Annotated in this window: 21 protein-coding genes; 19 read left to right on the top strand and 2 right to left on the bottom strand. The window is 53.6% G+C overall.

From position 1 onward, the window contains the following. Nucleotides 1–17 precede the first annotated feature (17 nt). From phnF to phnP, 11 genes are all read left to right on the top strand, one after another. Entirely contained in the window at nucleotides 18–743 is a 726-nt protein-coding gene (phnF, locus tag ACJHYO_RS04080) for a phosphonate metabolism transcriptional regulator PhnF (RefSeq protein ID WP_085455654.1), read from the top strand. Continuing rightward, nucleotides 744–1,196, top strand: a complete 453-nt coding sequence (gene phnG / locus ACJHYO_RS04075) for a phosphonate C-P lyase system protein PhnG (RefSeq protein WP_000542780.1) — start codon at nucleotides 744–746, stop codon at nucleotides 1,194–1,196. After that, nucleotides 1,193–1,777 carry a phosphonate C-P lyase system protein PhnH gene (gene phnH / locus ACJHYO_RS04070; protein ID WP_021513923.1) on the top strand — a complete coding sequence of 195 codons (585 nt, stop codon included), beginning with the start codon at nucleotides 1,193–1,195 and terminating at the stop codon, nucleotides 1,775–1,777. Before phnG ends, phnH begins: the two co-directional genes overlap by 4 nt. Then, nucleotides 1,777–2,841 carry an alpha-D-ribose 1-methylphosphonate 5-triphosphate synthase subunit PhnI gene (gene phnI / locus ACJHYO_RS04065; RefSeq protein WP_001296656.1) on the top strand — a complete coding sequence of 355 codons (1,065 nt, stop codon included), beginning with the start codon at nucleotides 1,777–1,779 and terminating at the stop codon, nucleotides 2,839–2,841. The genes phnH and phnI overlap by 1 nt, the downstream gene beginning before the upstream one ends. Next, nucleotides 2,834–3,679: an alpha-D-ribose 1-methylphosphonate 5-phosphate C-P-lyase PhnJ gene (phnJ, locus tag ACJHYO_RS04060; protein WP_000002299.1), complete on the top strand. Its 846-nt coding sequence runs from the start codon at nucleotides 2,834–2,836 to the stop codon at nucleotides 3,677–3,679. The genes phnI and phnJ overlap by 8 nt, the downstream gene beginning before the upstream one ends. Beyond that, nucleotides 3,676–4,434: a phosphonate C-P lyase system protein PhnK gene (gene phnK, locus ACJHYO_RS04055; RefSeq protein ID WP_001075531.1), complete on the top strand. Its 759-nt coding sequence runs from the start codon at nucleotides 3,676–3,678 to the stop codon at nucleotides 4,432–4,434. Before phnJ ends, phnK begins: the two co-directional genes overlap by 4 nt. Nucleotides 4,435–4,544: 110 nt before the next feature. Continuing rightward, a complete protein-coding gene (gene phnL / locus ACJHYO_RS04050; protein ID WP_000611415.1) occupies nucleotides 4,545–5,225 on the top strand; it encodes a phosphonate C-P lyase system protein PhnL in 681 nt (226 codons plus the stop codon). Then, on the top strand, nucleotides 5,222–6,358 hold the full coding sequence (phnM, locus tag ACJHYO_RS04045) for an alpha-D-ribose 1-methylphosphonate 5-triphosphate diphosphatase (RefSeq protein WP_000586261.1): 1,137 nt from the start codon (nucleotides 5,222–5,224) through the stop codon (nucleotides 6,356–6,358). Before phnL ends, phnM begins: the two co-directional genes overlap by 4 nt. Further along, nucleotides 6,358–6,915: a ribose 1,5-bisphosphokinase gene (gene phnN, locus ACJHYO_RS04040; protein ID WP_085455653.1), complete on the top strand. Its 558-nt coding sequence runs from the start codon at nucleotides 6,358–6,360 to the stop codon at nucleotides 6,913–6,915. Before phnM ends, phnN begins: the two co-directional genes overlap by 1 nt. Continuing rightward, nucleotides 6,902–7,336, top strand: a complete 435-nt coding sequence (gene phnO, locus ACJHYO_RS04035; RefSeq protein WP_085455652.1) for an aminoalkylphosphonate N-acetyltransferase — start codon at nucleotides 6,902–6,904, stop codon at nucleotides 7,334–7,336. The genes phnN and phnO overlap by 14 nt, the downstream gene beginning before the upstream one ends. A 1-nt stretch (nucleotide 7,337) precedes the next feature. Further along, on the top strand, nucleotides 7,338–8,096 hold the full coding sequence (phnP, locus tag ACJHYO_RS04030) for a phosphonate metabolism protein PhnP (RefSeq protein WP_021516677.1): 759 nt from the start codon (nucleotides 7,338–7,340) through the stop codon (nucleotides 8,094–8,096). A gap of 27 nt (nucleotides 8,097–8,123) precedes the next feature. Here the strand turns inward: phnP and yjdP are convergent, their stop codons facing one another. Both yjdP and rpiB read right to left on the bottom strand, forming a co-directional pair. Continuing rightward, a complete protein-coding gene (yjdP, locus tag ACJHYO_RS04025; RefSeq protein ID WP_000819746.1) occupies nucleotides 8,124–8,453 on the bottom strand; it encodes a DDRRRQL repeat protein YjdP in 330 nt (109 codons plus the stop codon). A gap of 68 nt (nucleotides 8,454–8,521) precedes the next feature. Then, nucleotides 8,522–8,971 carry a bifunctional allose-6-phosphate isomerase/ribose-5-phosphate isomerase RpiB gene (gene rpiB, locus ACJHYO_RS04020; RefSeq protein ID WP_000716792.1) on the bottom strand — a complete coding sequence of 150 codons (450 nt, stop codon included), beginning with the start codon at nucleotides 8,969–8,971 and terminating at the stop codon, nucleotides 8,522–8,524. Between the two features lie 358 nt (nucleotides 8,972–9,329). Here rpiB and alsR point away from each other — a divergent pair, with 358 nt between their 5' ends. From alsR to ACJHYO_RS03980, 8 genes are all read left to right on the top strand, one after another. Next, nucleotides 9,330–10,220: a D-allose utilization transcriptional regulator AlsR gene (gene alsR, locus ACJHYO_RS04015; RefSeq protein WP_000083216.1), complete on the top strand. Its 891-nt coding sequence runs from the start codon at nucleotides 9,330–9,332 to the stop codon at nucleotides 10,218–10,220. A gap of 58 nt (nucleotides 10,221–10,278) precedes the next feature. Beyond that, nucleotides 10,279–11,214 (top strand): D-allose transporter substrate-binding protein, encoded by a 936-nt coding sequence (alsB, locus tag ACJHYO_RS04010; RefSeq protein ID WP_001361478.1) that lies wholly within the window; start codon nucleotides 10,279–10,281, stop codon nucleotides 11,212–11,214. Nucleotides 11,215–11,340: 126 nt separating this feature from the next. Continuing rightward, nucleotides 11,341–12,873 (top strand): D-allose ABC transporter ATP-binding protein AlsA, encoded by a 1,533-nt coding sequence (alsA, locus tag ACJHYO_RS04005; protein ID WP_021516676.1) that lies wholly within the window; start codon nucleotides 11,341–11,343, stop codon nucleotides 12,871–12,873. Next, entirely contained in the window at nucleotides 12,852–13,832 is a 981-nt protein-coding gene (gene alsC / locus ACJHYO_RS04000) for a D-allose ABC transporter permease (RefSeq protein WP_000507111.1), read from the top strand. The genes alsA and alsC overlap by 22 nt, the downstream gene beginning before the upstream one ends. Before the next feature lie 10 nt (nucleotides 13,833–13,842). Next, nucleotides 13,843–14,538, top strand: coding sequence for a D-allulose-6-phosphate 3-epimerase (alsE, locus tag ACJHYO_RS03995; protein ID WP_001314355.1), 696 nt, complete (start codon nucleotides 13,843–13,845; stop codon nucleotides 14,536–14,538). Continuing rightward, nucleotides 14,522–15,451, top strand: a complete 930-nt coding sequence (alsK, locus tag ACJHYO_RS03990; protein WP_001171673.1) for an allose kinase — start codon at nucleotides 14,522–14,524, stop codon at nucleotides 15,449–15,451. The genes alsE and alsK overlap by 17 nt, the downstream gene beginning before the upstream one ends. A gap of 272 nt (nucleotides 15,452–15,723) precedes the next feature. After that, nucleotides 15,724–17,709, top strand: a complete 1,986-nt coding sequence (yjcS, locus tag ACJHYO_RS03985) for an alkyl sulfatase YjcS (RefSeq protein ID WP_410232409.1) — start codon at nucleotides 15,724–15,726, stop codon at nucleotides 17,707–17,709. A gap of 208 nt (nucleotides 17,710–17,917) precedes the next feature. Next, nucleotides 17,918–18,193 (top strand): YtcA family lipoprotein, encoded by a 276-nt coding sequence (locus tag ACJHYO_RS03980; protein WP_001317551.1) that lies wholly within the window; start codon nucleotides 17,918–17,920, stop codon nucleotides 18,191–18,193. Nucleotides 18,194–18,204 lie beyond the last annotated feature (11 nt).

Genomic DNA, 18,204 nt, shown 5'->3' with positions numbered 1-18,204 from the left:
GCGAGGCATTGATATCTATGCTCTTGTCTACACATCCGACCAGCTACCCAACACGCTATCAGGAGATAGCCGCAAAACTTGAGCAGGAGCTTCGTCAACACTACCGCTGCGGCGACTATCTTCCCGCCGAGCAGCAACTGGCGGCGCGCTTTGAGGTGAACCGCCACACCCTGCGCCGCGCCATCGACCAACTGGTGGAAAAAGGCTGGGTACAGCGCCGTCAGGGCGTCGGCGTACTGGTGCTGATGCGCCCGTTCGATTACCCGCTCAACGCCCAGGCGCGTTTTAGCCAGAACCTGCTGGACCAGGGCAGCCATCCCACCAGCGAAAAATTGCTATCGGTGCTGCGCCCCGCCTCCGGTCACGTCGCTGACGCGCTGGGGATAACCGAGGGGGAGAACGTCATCCACCTGCGCACCCTGCGTCGGGTCAACGGCGTCGCGCTCTGTTTAATCGACCACTACTTTGCGGACCTCACCCTCTGGCCGACGCTGCAACGTTTCGACAGCGGTTCGCTGCACGATTTTCTGCGCGAGCAAACGGGGATTACGCTACGACGCAGCCAGACGCGGATCAGCGCCCGCCGCGCCCAAGCCAAAGAGTGCCAGCGTCTTGAAATCCCGAATCTGTCGCCGCTGCTGTGCGTGCGCACCCTTAACCACCGTGACGGTGAAAGCAGCCCGGCGGAGTACTCCGTCAGCCTGACGCGCGCCGACATGATTGAATTCACTATGGAGCACTGAATGCACGCAGATACCGCGACCCGCCAGCACTGGATGTCCGTGCTGGCGCACAGCCAACCGGCTGAACTGGCAGCCCGCCTGAACGCGCTGAACATCAACGCCGATTATGAGGTGATCCGCGCCGCTGAAACTGGCCTGGTGCAGATTCAGGCGCGAATGGGCGGCACCGGCGAACGCTTTTTTGCTGGCGACGCCACGCTCACCCGCGCCGCCGTGCGTCTGACTGACGGCACGCTCGGCTATAGCTGGGTGCTGGGGCGCGACAAACAGCACGCCGAACGTTGTGCGCTGATTGATGCGCTGATGCAGCAAAACCGCCACTTTCAAAACTTATCAGAAACCCTTATTACCCCGCTGGACGCTGACCGTATGGCACGCATTGCCGCGCGTCAGGCCGAAGTGAACGCCAGCCGGGTCGACTTCTTTACGATGGTTCGCGGAGACAACGCATGACCCTGGAAACCGCTTTTATGCTTCCCGTGCAGGATGCCCAGCACAGTTTTCGTCGCCTGTTAAAGGCCATGAGCGAGCCGGGCGTGATTGTCGCCCTGCATCAGCTCAAGCGCGGCTGGCAGCCGCTGAATATCGCCACCACCAGCGTGCTGCTGACGCTGGCCGATAACGACACGCCGGTGTGGCTTGCCGCGCCATTGAGCAACGATATCGTCAATCAGAGCCTGCGTTTTCATACCAACGCGCCGCTGGTTAATCAGCCGAAACAGGCGACCTTCGCGGTAACAGATGAGGCGATCTCCAGCGAGCAGCTCAACGCCCTTTCCACCGGCACCGCTGTTGCGCCGGAAGCGGGCGCGACGCTGATTTTACAGGTCGTCAGCCTGAGCGGCGGGCGCATGCTGCGCCTCACCGGCGCAGGTATTGCCGAAGAACGGATGATCGCCCCGCAACTGCCAAAGTGCATTCTTCATGAACTTACCGAGCGCCCGCACCCGTTCCCGCTCGGCATCGACCTGATCCTGACCTGCGGCGAGCGCCTGCTGGCTATTCCGCGAACCACTCATGTGGAGGTGTGCTGATGTACGTTGCCGTGAAAGGGGGCGAAAAGGCGATCGACGCCGCCCACGCCCTGCAAGAGAGCCGACGCCGGGGCGATACTGATTTGCCTGAACTGAGCGTCGCCCAGATTGAACAGCAGCTTAACCTCGCGGTAGATCGCGTGATGACCGAAGGCGGTATTGCCGACCGCGAGCTGGCCGCGCTGGCGCTGAAACAGGCCAGCGGCGATAACGTCGAAGCGATTTTTCTGTTGCGCGCCTACCGCACCACGCTGGCGAAGCTGGCGGTCAGTGAGCCGCTCGACACCACCGGGATGCGTCTCGAACGGCGTATTTCAGCAATTTATAAAGACATTCCCGGCGGCCAACTGCTTGGCCCCACCTACGACTACACCCATCGCCTGCTCGATTTCACCCTGCTGGCAAACGGCGAAACGCCAACGCTGACCACCGCTGACAGCGAACAGCAACCGTCGCCACACGTCTTCAGCCTGCTGGCGCGTCAGGGGCTGGCGAAGTTTGAAGAAGATAGCGGCGCACAACCGGACGACATCACCCGCACGCCGCCGGTTTATCCCTGTTCGCGTTCTTCCCGTCTACAACAATTAATGCGCGGTGACGAAGGCTATTTGTTGGCGCTGGCCTACTCCACCCAACGCGGTTACGGGCGCAATCACCCGTTCGCAGGCGAAATTCGCAGTGGCTATATCGATATATTTATTGTGCCGGAAGAGCTGGGATTTGCGGTGAACGTCGGCGAATTGTTGATGACCGAGTGTGAAATGGTCAACGGTTTTATCGACCCGCCGGATGAACCACCGCATTTTACACGCGGCTATGGGCTGGTGTTCGGCATGAGCGAGCGCAAAGCAATGGCGATGGCGCTGGTTGACCGTGCGTTGCAGGCACCGGAATACGGCGAGCACGCAACAGGTCCGGCACAGGATGAAGAGTTCGTGCTGGCCCATGCCGACAACGTCGAAGCCGCAGGCTTTGTTTCGCATCTCAAACTCCCGCACTACGTCGATTTCCAGGCCGAACTGGAGCTACTCAAACGTCTGCAACAGGAGCAGAACCATGGCTAATCTGAGCGGCTACAACTTTGCTTACCTCGACGAGCAGACCAAACGCATGATCCGCCGCGCTATCTTAAAAGCGGTGGCAATCCCCGGTTATCAGGTGCCGTTTGGCGGACGCGAGATGCCGATGCCCTACGGCTGGGGAACCGGCGGCATTCAGCTCACCGCCAGCGTGATTGGCGAAAGCGACGTGTTGAAGGTGATTGACCAGGGCGCAGACGACACCACCAACGCCGTGTCGATTCGTAACTTCTTTAAGCGCGTGACTGGGGTGAACACCACCGAGCGCACGGACGATGCGACACTTATCCAGACGCGTCACCGCATACCCGAAACGCCGCTGACCGAAGATCAGATAGTTATCTTCCAGGTGCCGATCCCCGAACCGCTGCGCTTTATTGAGCCGCGAGAGACGGAAACGCGCACCATGCACGCGCTGGAGGAGTACGGCGTGATGCAGGTGAAACTGTATGAAGATATCGCCCGCTTCGGTCATATCGCCACCACCTACGCCTATCCGGTGAAGGTGAACGGGCGCTACGTAATGGACCCGTCGCCGATCCCGAAATTCGATAACCCGAAAATGGACATGATGCCCGCCCTGCAACTGTTTGGCGCGGGGCGCGAGAAGCGCATCTATGCCGTGCCACCGTTTACCCGCGTGGAAAGCCTCGATTTCGATGATCATCCGTTCACCGTCCAGCAGTGGGATGAACCATGCGCCATCTGCGGATCGACCCACAGCTATCTTGATGAAGTGGTGCTGGATGACGCCGGAAACCGCATGTTTGTCTGCTCCGATACCGATTATTGCCGCCAACAGAGCGAGGCCAAAAGCCAATGAATCAACCGTTACTTTCGGTCAATAACCTGACCCACCTTTATGCCCCGGGCAAAGGCTTCAGCGATGTCTCTTTTGATTTATGGCCGGGAGAAGTTCTGGGCATTGTTGGGGAGTCCGGTTCCGGGAAGACCACGCTACTGAAATCAATTTCCGCCCGCCTGACACCACAGCAAGGGGAAATTCGCTACGAGAACCGTTCGCTGTACGCGATGAGCGAGGCCGACCGCCGTCGCCTGCTGCGCACCGAATGGGGTGTGGTGCATCAGCATCCGCTTGACGGCCTGCGCCGCCAGGTGTCGGCAGGCGGCAATATCGGCGAACGGTTGATGGCAACCGGAGCGCGTCATTACGGCGATATTCGCGCCACCGCGCAGAAATGGCTGGAAGAGGTGGAGATTCCCGCCAACCGGATCGACGACCTGCCGACCACCTTTTCCGGCGGCATGCAGCAACGTTTGCAGATTGCCCGCAACCTGGTGACGCATCCGAAGCTGGTGTTTATGGATGAACCCACTGGCGGGCTGGATGTGTCGGTACAGGCGCGCCTGCTGGACCTGCTCCGCGGTCTGGTGATGGAGCTTAACCTGGCGGTAGTGATTGTCACCCACGATTTAGGCGTCGCCCGTCTGCTGGCGGACCGTTTGCTGGTAATGAAGCAAGGGAAAGTGGTGGAGAGTGGGTTAACCGACCGCGTGCTCGACGACCCGCACCATCCGTATACCCAGTTGCTGGTGTCATCGGTTTTGCAGAATTGAGCTGATGCCGGATGCGGCGTAAACGCCTTATCCGGCCTACAAATGCGCTCCCCGTAGGTCGGATAAGACGCATCAGCGTCGCATCCGACACCCGAACCACGAGGCTAAAAATGATTAACGTACAAAACGTCAGTAAAACCTTCATCCTGCACCAGCAAAACGGCGTGCGCCTGCCTGTATTACAAGGCGCCTCACTCACCGTCAACGCCGGCGAATGCGTGGTACTCCACGGCCATTCCGGCAGTGGAAAATCAACTCTGCTACGCTCGCTGTATGCCAACTATCTACCCGACGAAGGGCAAATCCAGATCAAACACGGTGATGAATGGGTCGACCTGGTCACCGCGCCAGCGCGCAAAGTGGTGGAGATCCGCAAAACCACTGTCGGCTGGGTAAGCCAGTTTCTTCGCGTCATCCCTCGTATTTCGGCACTGGAAGTGGTGATGCAGCCGCTGCTCAATACCGGCGTACCGCGTGAAGCCTGCGCCGCTAAAGCCGCCCGATTACTGACGCGCCTGAACGTGCCTGAACGCCTGTGGCACCTTGCGCCATCAACCTTTTCCGGCGGCGAACAGCAGCGTGTCAACATCGCCCGTGGCTTTATCGTCGACTACCCCATTCTGCTGCTCGACGAACCTACCGCCTCGCTGGACGCTAAAAACAGCGCCGCCGTAGTGGAACTGATCCGCGAAGCCAAAGCCCGCGGCGCGGCCATCGTCGGTATCTTCCATGACGAAACCGTGCGCGAGCAAGTCGCCGACCGCCTGCACCCAATGGGAGTCTCTTCATGATTATCAATAACGTCAAACTGGTGCTGGAAAACGAGGTGGTACACGGTTCTCTGGAGATGCAGGACGGCGAAATCCGCGCCTTTGCCGAAAGCCAGAGTCACCTGTCAGAAGCAATGGACGGCGAAGGCGGCTGGCTGCTACCGGGGCTGATTGAGCTGCATACCGATAATCTGGATAAATTCTTCACCCCGCGCCCGAAAGTTGACTGGCCTGCCCACTCGGCGATGAGCAGCCACGACGCGCTGATGGTGGCGAGCGGCATCACCACCGTGCTGGACGCCGTGGCGATTGGTGATGTACGCGACGGCGGCGATCGGCTGGAGAATCTGGAGAAGATGATCAACGCCATCGAAGAGACGCAGAAACGCGGCGTCAACCGTGCCGAGCACCGTCTGCACCTACGCTGCGAACTGCCGCATCACACCACGCTGCCGCTGTTTGAAAAACTGGTACAGCGCGAACCGGTAACGCTGGTGTCGCTGATGGATCACTCACCGGGCCAGCGCCAGTTCGCCAACCGCGAAAAATATCGTGAATATTATCAGGGCAAATACTCGCTCACCGATGCGCAGATGCAACAGTACGAAGAGGAGCAACTGGCGCTCGCCGCACGCTGGTCACAGCCGAATCGCGAATCCATCGCCGCAATGTGCCGCGCGCGACACATTGCGCTCGCCAGCCACGATGACGCCACGCACGCCCACGTAGCCCAATCCCATCAGCTTGGCAGCGTGATCGCCGAATTTCCTACCACATTCGAAGCGGCAGAAGCCTCGCGCAAGCACGGCATGAACGTACTGATGGGCGCGCCGAATATCGTGCGCGGCGGTTCGCACTCCGGCAACGTGGCGGCCAGTGAACTGGCGCAGCTTGGCCTGCTGGATATCCTCTCTTCCGACTACTACCCCGCCAGCCTGCTGGATGCGGCGTTTCGCGTGGCCGATGACCAGAGCAACCGCTTTACGCTGCCGCAGGCGGTGAGGCTGGTGACCAAAAACCCGGCCCAGGCACTGAATCTTCAGGATCGCGGGGTGATTGGCGAGGGCAAACGCGCCGACCTGGTGCTGGCGCATCGCAAGGGCAATCACATTCATATTGACCACGTCTGGCGTCAGGGTAAAAGGGTGTTCTGATGACGGGAAAACTGATTTGGTTAATGGGTCCGTCCGGCTCCGGGAAAGACAGCCTGCTGGCGGAACTCCGCCAGCGGGAACAAACCCAGCTACTGGTAGCGCATCGCTACATCACGCGTGATGCCAGCGCCGGAAGTGAAAATCATATCGCCTTAAGCGAGCGGGAGTTTTTTACCCGCGCGGGGCAAAATCTGTTGGCCTTGAGCTGGCATGCTAATGGTTTGTATTACGGTGTCGGCATTGAGATCGACCTCTGGCTGCACGCCGGATTCGACGTCGTGGTTAACGGCTCACGCGCCCACCTGCCGCAGGCGCGGGCGCGTTATCAATCGGCGCTGCTGCCCATCTGTTTACAGGTTTCGCCGGAGATCCTGCGCCAGCGCCTGGAAAACCGTGGCCGCGAAAACGCCAGTGAAATTAATGCCCGGCTGGCGCGCGCCGCCCGCTATACTCCTCAGGATTGCCATACACTCAATAATGACGGCAGCCTGCGCCAGTCGGTCGACACGCTGCTGTCGCTGATTCATCAGAAGGAGAAACACCATGTCTGCTTGTGAACTTCGCCCGGCAACGCAGTACGACACCGACGCGGTTTACGCGCTGATTTGTGAGCTAAAACAAGCGGAGTTTGACCACCAGGCGTTTCGCGTGGGCTTTAACGCCAACCTGCGTGACCCGAATATGCGCTACCATCTGGCGCTGTTGGATGGCGAGGTTGTCGGCATGATCGGCCTGCATTTGCAGTTTCATCTGCATCATGTCAACTGGATCGGCGAAATTCAGGAACTGGTGGTGATGCCGCAGGCGCGCGGTCTGAACGTCGGCAGTAAATTACTGGCATGGGCAGAAGAAGAAGCCCGCCAGGCCGGGGCCGAAATGACCGAGCTTTCCACCAACGTGAAGCGCCACGACGCACACCGTTTTTACCTGCGTGAAGGCTACGAGCAGAGCCACTTCCGCTTCACCAAGGCGCTGTAATATGAGCTTGACCCTCACGCTCACCGGCACCGGCGGCGCACAGGGCGTTCCGGCATGGGGCTGCGAGTGCGCGGCCTGCGCCAGAGCACGACGCTCGCCGCAGTATCGCCGCCAGCCATGCAGCGGCGTAGTAAAGTTTAACGACGCAATCACCCTGATCGACGCCGGGCTGCACGATCTCGCCGATCGCTGGTCGCCAGGATCGTTCCAGCAGTTTTTGCTGACGCATTATCATATGGATCACGTCCAGGGGCTGTTTCCGCTGCGCTGGGGCGTGGGCGATCAGATCCCGGTCTACGGCCCGCCGGATGAACAGGGCTGCGACGATCTGTTTAAACATCCGGGCCTGCTTGATTTCAGCCACACGATGGAACCGTTTGTGGTGTTTGATTTACAGGGGTTACAGGTCACGCCTCTGCCGCTCAACCACTCAAAACTGACCTTCGGTTATCTGCTGGAAACGGCACACAGCCGGGTGGCGTGGCTATCTGACACCGCAGGCCTGCCGGAAAAAACGCTGAAATTTTTACGCAATAATCAGCCGCAGGTAATGGTGATTGATTGCAGCCACCCGCCGCGCGAGGATGCACCGCGTAATCACTGTGATTTAAATACCGTGCTTGCGCTGAATCAGGTTATCCGCTCGCCGCGGGTTATTCTGACCCATATCAGCCATCAGTTTGATGCGTGGCTGATGGAAAACGCGCTACCATCGGGGTTTGAGGCGGGGTTTGATGGGATGGAGATTGAGGTGGAGTGAGGGAAAATACCCGCGCCGGCCCCTACCTCAACGCCCATACTCATCTTCCATTCTCCGCTCTTCATCTTCCAGTTGCCGACGCTCCTGATCAAGCTGGCGCTGGCGATCGTCCAGCTGCCTGCGGCGATCTTCAAACTGGCGGCGGCGGTCATCATATTGTCTGCGCCGATCGTCGCTCACTTCACGCTGCCAGCCGTCGTCGCGCGAATCTTCATAGTCTCGCCCACGGTCAGGGTTATAAGCGTCGTTAATCGCCTGCTGAATATTGCCAATGGTGTCGTCGATAATATCGGCCTGGGCCGGAACGGTGGACAGCGTGAGCAGGGTGAATAAAAGAAATAGCGGAAAGCGTTTCATTAGCCAACCTCAAAAAGAAACTCTATCCACATTAGTCATTACTCATCCATGCAAGTAGTGGATGAATCTCAATTTCTCCGCTGCTCTATTGCCGTAATCGCCTCCACGCGTTGTTGATGACGACCGCCTTCGTACTGTGCGCCCAGCCACGCATCGACAATCATTTTTGCCAGTTCGAGGCCAACCACTCGTGAACCAAAAGCCAGCACGTTGGTGTCGTTATGCTGCCGCGAAAGTTGCGCGGAATAAGGTTCGCTACAAACGACCGCGCGAATTCCGGCAAACTTGTTCGCCGCTATCGAAATACCGACGCCAGTGCCACAAATCAAAATCCCGCCATCAGCCTCTCCGCCAGCAACTGCCAGTGCGACTTGACTGGCGTAATGCGGATAATCAGTACGCTCTGACGACCAGGTTCCTTTATCAATCACTTCAACGCCACGCTCAACTAAATGTGCCACTATTTCATGTTTTAAAATGAAACCGACATGATCACAGCCAAATGCAATCTTTTTCATTCATCTTCCCCGCCCGCGCAAAACTTCACAATCAAAAAACATTTGTGATGCAAATGAATTAAAAACATCCAAAATCGATGAAATCCGCCTTCCCGATCTGTTTTACAGAGTTACATCTGGCAGCGCAATAGCGTTAAAGACACTCACTATCCAGCAACATCTATCATCTAATAAACCAGGAAAACAAATAACATCATGTTTTTAAAGTGATTAAATGAAATGAAATTTTAAGCCACTCTCCATTATTCACAACAAAACAAACTTTATAAATTTTATTTTTTTGTGAAGTTGCCAGCATCTTTTCTGTTCTTGCTGTGGTGATATAGTGGCGTCTTCAATTCAAGGACAAGAGAACGTGATGAGCCAGTCAGAGTTTGATTCAGCGCTTCCGAACGGTATCGGGTTAGCGCCTTACCTGCGAATGAAGCAGGAAGGAATGACAGAAAACGAAAGCCGCATCGTGGAGTGGTTACTCAAACCCGGTAACCTGAGTTGTGCACCCGCAATTAAAGATGTCGCAGAAGCTCTGGCGGTATCTGAAGCGATGATCGTTAAGGTATCAAAGCTGCTGGGGTTTAGCGGCTTTCGTAACTTACGCAGTGCGCTGGAAGATTATTTTTCTCAGTCAGAACAAGTATTGCCTTCCGAGTTGGCTTTTGATGAAGCGCCGCAGGATGTGGTGAATAAGGTATTTAACATCACTTTACGCACCATTATGGAAGGTCAGTCGATCGTCAACGTTGATGAGATCCACCGTGCCGCCCGCTTTTTCTATCAGGCCAGACAGCGGGATTTGTACGGTGCCGGAGGATCAAATGCTATCTGTGCTGATGTACAGCACAAGTTTTTGCGCATTGGCGTACGCTGCCAGGCCTATCCGGACGCTCACATCATGATGATGTCTGCTTCGTTGTTACAGGAAGGAGATGTGGTGCTGGTGGTGACTCATTCCGGGCGAACCAGTGATGTAAAAGCGGCTGTAGAACTGGCAAAAAAGAACGGGGCAAAGATTATTTGTATAACGCATAGCTATCATTCACCAATAGCGAAGCTGGCCGATTATATTATTTGCTCACCGGCCCCGGAAACACCGTTATTAGGTCGTAATGCCTCGGCAAGAATATTACAACTGACTTTGCTGGACGCGTTTTTTGTCTCTGTCGCCCAGCTCAACATTGAACAAGCTAATATTAATATGCAAAAAACCGGCGCAATTGTTGATTTCTTCTCACCAGGCGCGCTGAAATAAGAAAAAGGTAATTCCGCCATCGCGGAGTTACCTCTCCCCTTACCGTGAGAACATGATTATGAATAAATATCTGAAATATTTCAGCGGCACACTCGTGGGCTTAATGTTGTCAACCAGCGCTTTTGCTGCCGCCGAATATGCCGTCGTATTGAAAACACTCTCCAATCCATTTTGGGTAGATATGAAAAAAGGCATTGAAGATGAAGCAAAAACGCTGGGCGTCAGCGTTGATATTTTTGCCTCTCCTTCAGAAGGCGATTTTCAATCTCAATTGCAGTTATTTGAAGATCTCAGTAATAAAAATTACAAAGGTATCGCCTTCGCACCATTATCCTCAGTGAACCTGGTCATGCCTGTTGCCCGCGCATGGAAAAAAGGCATTTATCTGGTCAATCTCGATGAAAAAATCGACATGGATAATCTGAAAAAAGCAGGCGGTAATGTGGAAGGTTTTGTCACCACCGATAATGTTGCCGTCGGGGCGAAAGGCGCGTCATTCATTATTGACAAGCTGGGTGCCGAAGGGGGTGAAGTCGCAATCATTGAGGGTAAAGCCGGTAACGCCTCCGGTGAAGCGCGTCGTAATGGTGCCACCGAAGCCTTCAAAAAAGCAAGCCAGATCAAGCTTGTCGCCAGCCAGCCTGCCGACTGGGACCGTATTAAAGCACTGGATGTCGCCACTAACGTGTTGCAACGTAATCCGAATATTAAAGCGATCTATTGCGCGAATGACACGATGGCAATGGGTGTTGCTCAGGCAGTCGCAAACGCTGGAAAAACGGGCAAAGTGTTGGTCGTCGGTACAGATGGCATTCCGGAAGCCCGCAAAATGGTGGAAGCCGGACAAATGACCGCGACGGTTGCCCAGAACCCGGCGGATATCGGTGCAACGGGTCTGAAGCTGATGGTTGACGCTGAGAAATCCGGCAAGGTTATCCCGCTGGATAAAGCACCGGAATTTAAACTGGTCGATTCAATCCTGGTCACTCAATAAAACTGAATGATGCCGGATGATGATGCTAATGAAGTGTCTTATCCGGCCAACAAAATAACCTGAACGTAGACCTGATAAACGTAGCCATCAGGCAATAATACGATATTTCGTGCAGAGAGGTTATTTATGGCCACGCCATATATATCGATGGCGGGGATCGGCAAGTCCTTTGGTCCGGTTCACGCATTAAAGTCGGTTAATTTAACGGTTTATCCTGGTGAAATACATGCATTACTAGGAGAAAATGGTGCGGGTAAATCTACGCTAATGAAAGTGTTATCCGGGATACATGAGCCGACCAAAGGCACCATTACCATTAATAACATTAACTATAACAAACTGGATCATAAATTAGCGGCACAACTCGGTATCGGGATTATTTATCAGGAACTCAGCGTTATTGATGAATTAACCGTACTGGAAAATTTATATATTGGTCGTCATCTGACGAAAAAAATCTGCGGTGTCAATATTATCGACTGGCGAGAAATGCGTGTCCGCGCCGCAATGATGTTATTACGCGTGGGCTTGAAAGTTGATTTAGATGAGAAAGTGGCGAATTTATCTATCAGCCACAAGCAGATGCTGGAAATTGCCAAAACGCTGATGCTCGATGCCAAAGTCATCATCATGGATGAACCCACCTCCTCACTCACCAATAAAGAGGTGGACTATCTGTTTCTGATCATGAATCAGTTGCGTAAGGAGGGTACGGCCATCGTCTATATCTCGCATAAATTGGCGGAAATTCGCCGTATTTGCGACCGCTATACGGTGATGAAAGACGGCAGCAGCGTTTGCAGCGGCATGGTGAGCGATGTGTCAAATGACGATATCGTCCGTCTGATGGTAGGCCGCGAATTGCAAAACCGTTTTAACGCGATGAAGGAGAATGTCAGCAACCTTGCGCACGATACGGTTTTTGAGGTGCGCAACGTCACCAGCCGTGACAGAAAAAAGGTCCGGGATATCTCATTTAGCGTCTGCCGGGGAGAAATATTAGGCTTTGCCGGACTGGTCGGTTCCGGACGTACTGAACTGATGAACTGCCTGTTTGGCGTTGATAAACGCGCTGGCGGAGAAATCCGTCTTAATGGCAAAGATATCTCTCCACGTTCTCCCCTGGATGCCGTGAAAAAAGGGATGGCTTACATCACTGAAAGCCGCCGGGATAACGGCTTTTTCCCCAACTTTTCTATCGCTCAGAACATGGCTATCAGCCGCAGTCTGAAAGACGGCGGCTATAAAGGCGCGATGGGGTTGTTTCATGAAGTTGACGAGCAACGTACCGCTGAAAATCAACGCGAACTGCTGGCGCTGAAATGTCATTCGGTAAACCAGAACATCACTGAACTCTCCGGCGGTAACCAGCAGAAAGTCCTGATCTCCAAATGGCTGTGCTGTCGCCCGGAAGTGATCATTTTCGATGAACCTACCCGTGGCATCGATGTTGGCGCGAAAGCCGAAATTTACAAAGTGATGCGCCAACTGGCGGACGACGGAAAAGTCATCCTGATGGTGTCATCTGAACTACCTGAAATTATCACCGTCTGCGACCGCATCGCCGTGTTCTGCGAAGGACGACTGACGCAAATCCTGACCAATCGCGATGACATGAGCGAAGAGGAGATTATGGCATGGGCTTTACCACACGAGTAAAAAGCGAAGCGAGCGAGAAGAAACCGTTCAACTTTGCGCTGTTCTGGGATAAATACGGCACCTTTTTTATCCTGGCGATCATCGTCGCCATTTTTGGTTCGCTGTCGTCAGAATATTTTCTGACCACCAATAATATTACCCAGATTTTTGTGCAAAGCTCCGTGACGGTACTGATCGGCATGGGGGAATTCTTCGCTATCCTGGTCGCCGGTATCGACCTTTCGGTTGGCGCGATTCTGGCGCTTTCCGGTATGGTGACCGCTAAACTGATGTTGGCAGGTATTGATCCGTTTCTCGCGGCGCTAATTGGCGGTGTACTGGTTGGCGGCGCACTGGGGGCGATCAACGGCTGCCTGGTCAACTGGACGGGACTACACCCGTTCATTATCACCCTTGGCACCAACGCTATTTTCCGTGGGATCACGCTGGTGATCTCCGATGCCAACTCGGTATACGGCTTCTCATTTGACTTCGTGAACTTCTTTGCCGCCAGCGTAATTGGGATACCTGTCCCCGTTATCTTCTCGCTAATTGTCGCGCTCATCCTTTGGTTTCTGACAACGCGTATGCGGCTCGGACGCAACATCTACGCACTGGGCGGCAACAAAAACTCGGCGTTCTATTCCGGGATTGACGTGAAATTCCACATCCTGGTGGTGTTTATCATCTCCGGTGTTTGTGCAGGTCTGGCAGGCGTCGTCTCAACTGCACGACTCGGTGCCGCAGAACCGCTTGCCGGTATGGGTTTTGAAACCTATGCCATTGCCAGCGCCATCATTGGCGGCACCAGTTTCTTCGGCGGCAAGGGGCGCATTTTCTCTGTGGTGATTGGCGGGTTGATCATCGGCACCATCAACAACGGTCTGAATATTTTGCAGGTACAAACCTATTACCAACTGGTGGTGATGGGCGGATTAATTATCGCGGCTGTCGCCCTTGACCGTCTTATCAGTAAGTAAGGAATTGAACATGAAAATCTCCCCCTCGTTAATGTGTATGGATCTGCTGAAATTTAAAGAACAGATCGAATTTATCGACAGCCATGCCGATTACTTTCACATCGATATCATGGACGGCCACTTTGTGCCGAATCTGACGCTCTCACCGTTCTTCGTAAGCCAGGTAAAAAAACTGGCGAGTAAACCGCTCGACTGCCATCTGATGGTAACGCGTCCGCAGGATTACATTGCTCAACTGGCACGTGCGGGAGCTGATTTCATCACTTTGCATCCGGAAACTATCAACGGTCAGGCATTCCGCCTGATTGATGAAATCCGCCGTCATGGCATGAAAGTGGGGCTGATTCTTAATCCGGAAACGCCGGTTGAGGCCATGAAATACTATATCCATAAGGCTGATAAAATTACGGTCATGACTGTCGATCCCGGTTTTGCCGGACAACCCTTCATTCCTGAAATGCTGGATAAAGTTGCCGAACTGAAGGCATGGCGTGAACGAGAAGGTCTGGAGTACGAAATTGAGGTGGACGGTTCCTGCAACCAGGCAACTTACGAAAAACTAATGGCGGCAGGGGCGGATGTCTTTATCGTCGGCACTTCCGGCCTGTTTAATCATGCGGAAAATATCGACGAAGCATGGAGAATTATGACCGCGCAGATTCTGGCTGCAAAAAGCGAGGTACAGCCTCATGCAAAAACAGCATAACGTCGTAGCGGGCGTGGATATGGGGGCAACGCATATCCGCTTTTGTCTGCGGACAGCAGAAGGTGAAACGCTACACTGCGAAAAAAAGCGGACCGCAGAAGTTATTGCTCCCGACCTGGTGTCGGGTATCGGCGAAATGATTGACGAGCAACTCAGGCGCTTTAACGCTCGCTGTCATGGTCTGGTGATGGGATTTCCGGCGCTGGTCAGTAAAGATAAACGCACCATTATTTCTACGCCTAACCTGCCGTTAACAGCGGCAGATTTATATGATCTCGCCGATAAGCTCGAAAATACGCTGAATTGTCCGGTTGAGTTTTCCCGCGACGTTAACCTGCAACTCTCCTGGGACGTAGTAGAAAATCGCCTTACGCAACAACTGGTTCTGGCAGCCTATCTCGGTACGGGGATGGGGTTCGCAGTGTGGATGAACGGTGCGCCGTGGACGGGTGCACACGGTGTGGCAGGCGAACTGGGCCATATCCCCCTGGGAGATATGACCCAACACTGCGCGTGTGGTAATCCTGGGTGCCTGGAAACCAATTGCTCTGGAATGGCGCTAAGACGCTGGTACGAACAACAGCCCCGAAATTACCCATTGAGCGATCTTTTCGTCCATGCGGAAAACGCCCCTTTCGTCCAGAGTCTGCTTGAAAACGCGGCACGAGCCATTGCCACCAGCATTAATCTGTTCGATCCCGATGCGGTGATTCTGGGTGGTGGCGTGATGGATATGCCCGCCTTCCCACGCGAGACTCTCATTGCCATGACCCAAAAGTACCTGCGCCGTCCACTGCCGTATCAGGTTGTGCGCTTTATTGCCGCCTCATCTTCTGACTTTAATGGCGCTCAGGGTGCAGCAATATTGGCGCATCAACGTTTTTTGCCACAGTCCTGTGCTAAAGTCCCATGAGTAAAGCGTTGGCACAGTAGCGCAATGTCCCGCTGTGCCAACGACAGGTACAATATATATAATAATTACATAAAACAGCCCATATTATTCCCAGCAATAATAGTTCTACTGTAATTTTCCCTCTTCAGCACAAATGCCTAATAAAATGGCTCGTTCCGCTCACACTTCCACTTATTAAAGTCGCAATTTCAGAATTATGATAACGCCAGCTTTAAATGACGTATTTTGCATGGATTACATATTTACGACATAAATGATAAATGGAGATTTATATGAATAACTCTCGGTTATTCCGTTTGAGCAGGATTGTTATTGCGTTCACTGCCGCCAGCGGCATGATGATAAATACCGCTTACGCAACAGATGAAGCGAAAGCCGCCACTCAATATACCCAACAGGTTAATCAGAATTACGCCAAATCATTACCGTTTAGCGATCGCCAGGATTTTGACGATGCTCAGCGTGGATTTATCGCTCCGCTGCTGGATGAAGGTATTCTGCGTGATGCGAACGGTAAAATTTACTACCGCGCGAATGATTACAAATTTGATATTAATGCCGCTGCGCCGGAAACCGTAAACCCCAGCCTGTGGCGTCAGTCGCAGATCAACGGCATTTCAGGCCTGTTCAAAGTCACCGATAAAATGTATCAGGTGCGCGGCCAGGATATCTCTAACATTACGTTCGTTGAGGGCGAGAAAGGCATTATTGTTATTGATCCACTGGTGACGCCACCTGCCGCAAAAGCCGCACTTGACCTTTACTTCCAGCATCGTCCGCAAAAACCGATTGTTGCCGTTATCTACACTCACAGCCACGCCGATCACTATGGCGGCGTGAAAGGTATTATCTCTGAAGCCGATGTTAAATCCGGCAAAGTTCAGGTGATTGCTCCGGCTGGCTTTATGGACGAAGCCATCAGCGAAAACGTGCTGGCGGGTAACATCATGAGCCGCCGTGCGCTCTACTCTTACGGTCTGTTACTGCCGCACAACGCGCAAGGCAATGTGGGTAATGGCCTTGGCGTGACGCTGGCAACGGGCGACCCGAGCATTATTGCACCGACTAAAACTATCGTCAGAACTGGCGAGAAGATGATTATCGACGGCCTGGAGTTTGACTTCCTGATGACCCCAGGTAGCGAAGCGCCAGCCGAAATGCACTTCTATATTCCGGCCCTGAAAGCCCTGTGTACCGCGGAGAACGCCACGCATACCCTGCACAACTTCTACACCCTGCGCGGCGCGAAAACCCGCGACACCAGCAAGTGGACCGAGTATCTGAACGAAACGTTGGATATGTGGGGTAACGACGCGGAAGTACTGTTTATGCCGCACACCTGGCCGGTCTGGGGCAATAAACATATCAATGATTATATTGGTAAATATCGCGATACTATCAAGTACATTCACGACCAGCCCCTGCACCTGGCGAACCAGGGCTACACCATGAATGAAATCGGCGACATGATTAAGCTGCCGCCTGCGCTTGCCAATAACTGGGCCAGCCGCGGCTATTACGGTTCTGTCAGCCACAACGCCCGCGCGGTATATAACTTCTATCTTGGCTATTACGACGGTAACCCGGCTAACCTGCATCCGTATGGTCAGGTGGAGATGGGTAAACGTTACGTGCAGGCGCTGGGCGGTTCTGCCCGCATCATCAACCTGGCGCAAGAAGCGAACAAGCAAGGTGATTATCGCTGGTCGGCAGAACTGCTGAAACAGGTGATTGCCGCCAACCCGGGTGACCAGGTCGCGAAGAATCTGCAAGCGAATAACTTTGAACAGCTGGGCTATCAGGCCGAGTCCGCCACATGGCGCGGTTTCTACCTGACCGGCGCGAAAGAGCTGCGCGAAGGGGTGCATAAGTTCAGCCACGGCACCACCGGTTCCCCGGACACCATTCGCGGGATGTCGGTCGAAATGCTGTTCGACTTTATGTCCGTTCGCCTCGATAGCGTGAAAGCCGCGGGTAAAAATATCAGCCTGAACTTCAATATGAGCAACGGCGATAACCTCAACCTGACGCTGAACGATAGCGTGCTTAACTACCGTAAAACACTGCAACCGCAAGCTGACGCCTCTTTCTACATCAGCCGTGAAGATCTGCACGCCGTGCTGACCGGACAGGCAAAAATGGCCGATCTGGTAAAAGCGAAGAAAGCCAAAATTATTGGCAATGGCGCGAAACTGGAAGAAATTATCGCCTGTCTGGATAATTTCGATTTGTGGGTGAATATCGTAACCCCAAATTAATGTCACTCGCTTTTGGGGGCACTGAAGCCGCCAAAAGCATTTACTTTAAAAATATATACAGCCAATTAATAAATAAAATATATAAGTTATGAATGCGGTGGCTGAATAAAGCTATTTTTATTCATCGAGAAAATAGCCATACTGACGCCTTCAATGGATATTGATATTCACTACAGATATTGTTCGCAGCAGACAGGATGTATTTAATATGCCAACAGTTCTCTCTCGCATGGCGATGCAACTCAAAAAAACAGCGTGGATAATTCCCGTTTTCATGGTATCGGGATGCTCATTATCTCCGGCGATCCCGGTGATCGGCGCTTATTATCCCGGCTGGTTTTTCTGCGCTATTGCCAGCCTTATTTTGACGCTCATCACGAGGCGAATTATTCAGCGGACAAATATCAATCTGGCATTTGTCGGAATTATTTATACCGCCCTTTTTGCTCTCTACGCCATGCTGTTCTGGCTGGCATTTTTCTAATCTATTTGAGA

Origin of the sequence: Escherichia sp. WS1118, assembly GCF_046487695.1 — a bacterium.
Taxonomy (GTDB): Bacteria; Pseudomonadota; Gammaproteobacteria; order Enterobacterales; family Enterobacteriaceae; genus Escherichia; species Escherichia coli.
Note: the sequence above shows the minus strand (reverse complement) of the source record. Positions and strands in the feature narration are given on the sequence as shown.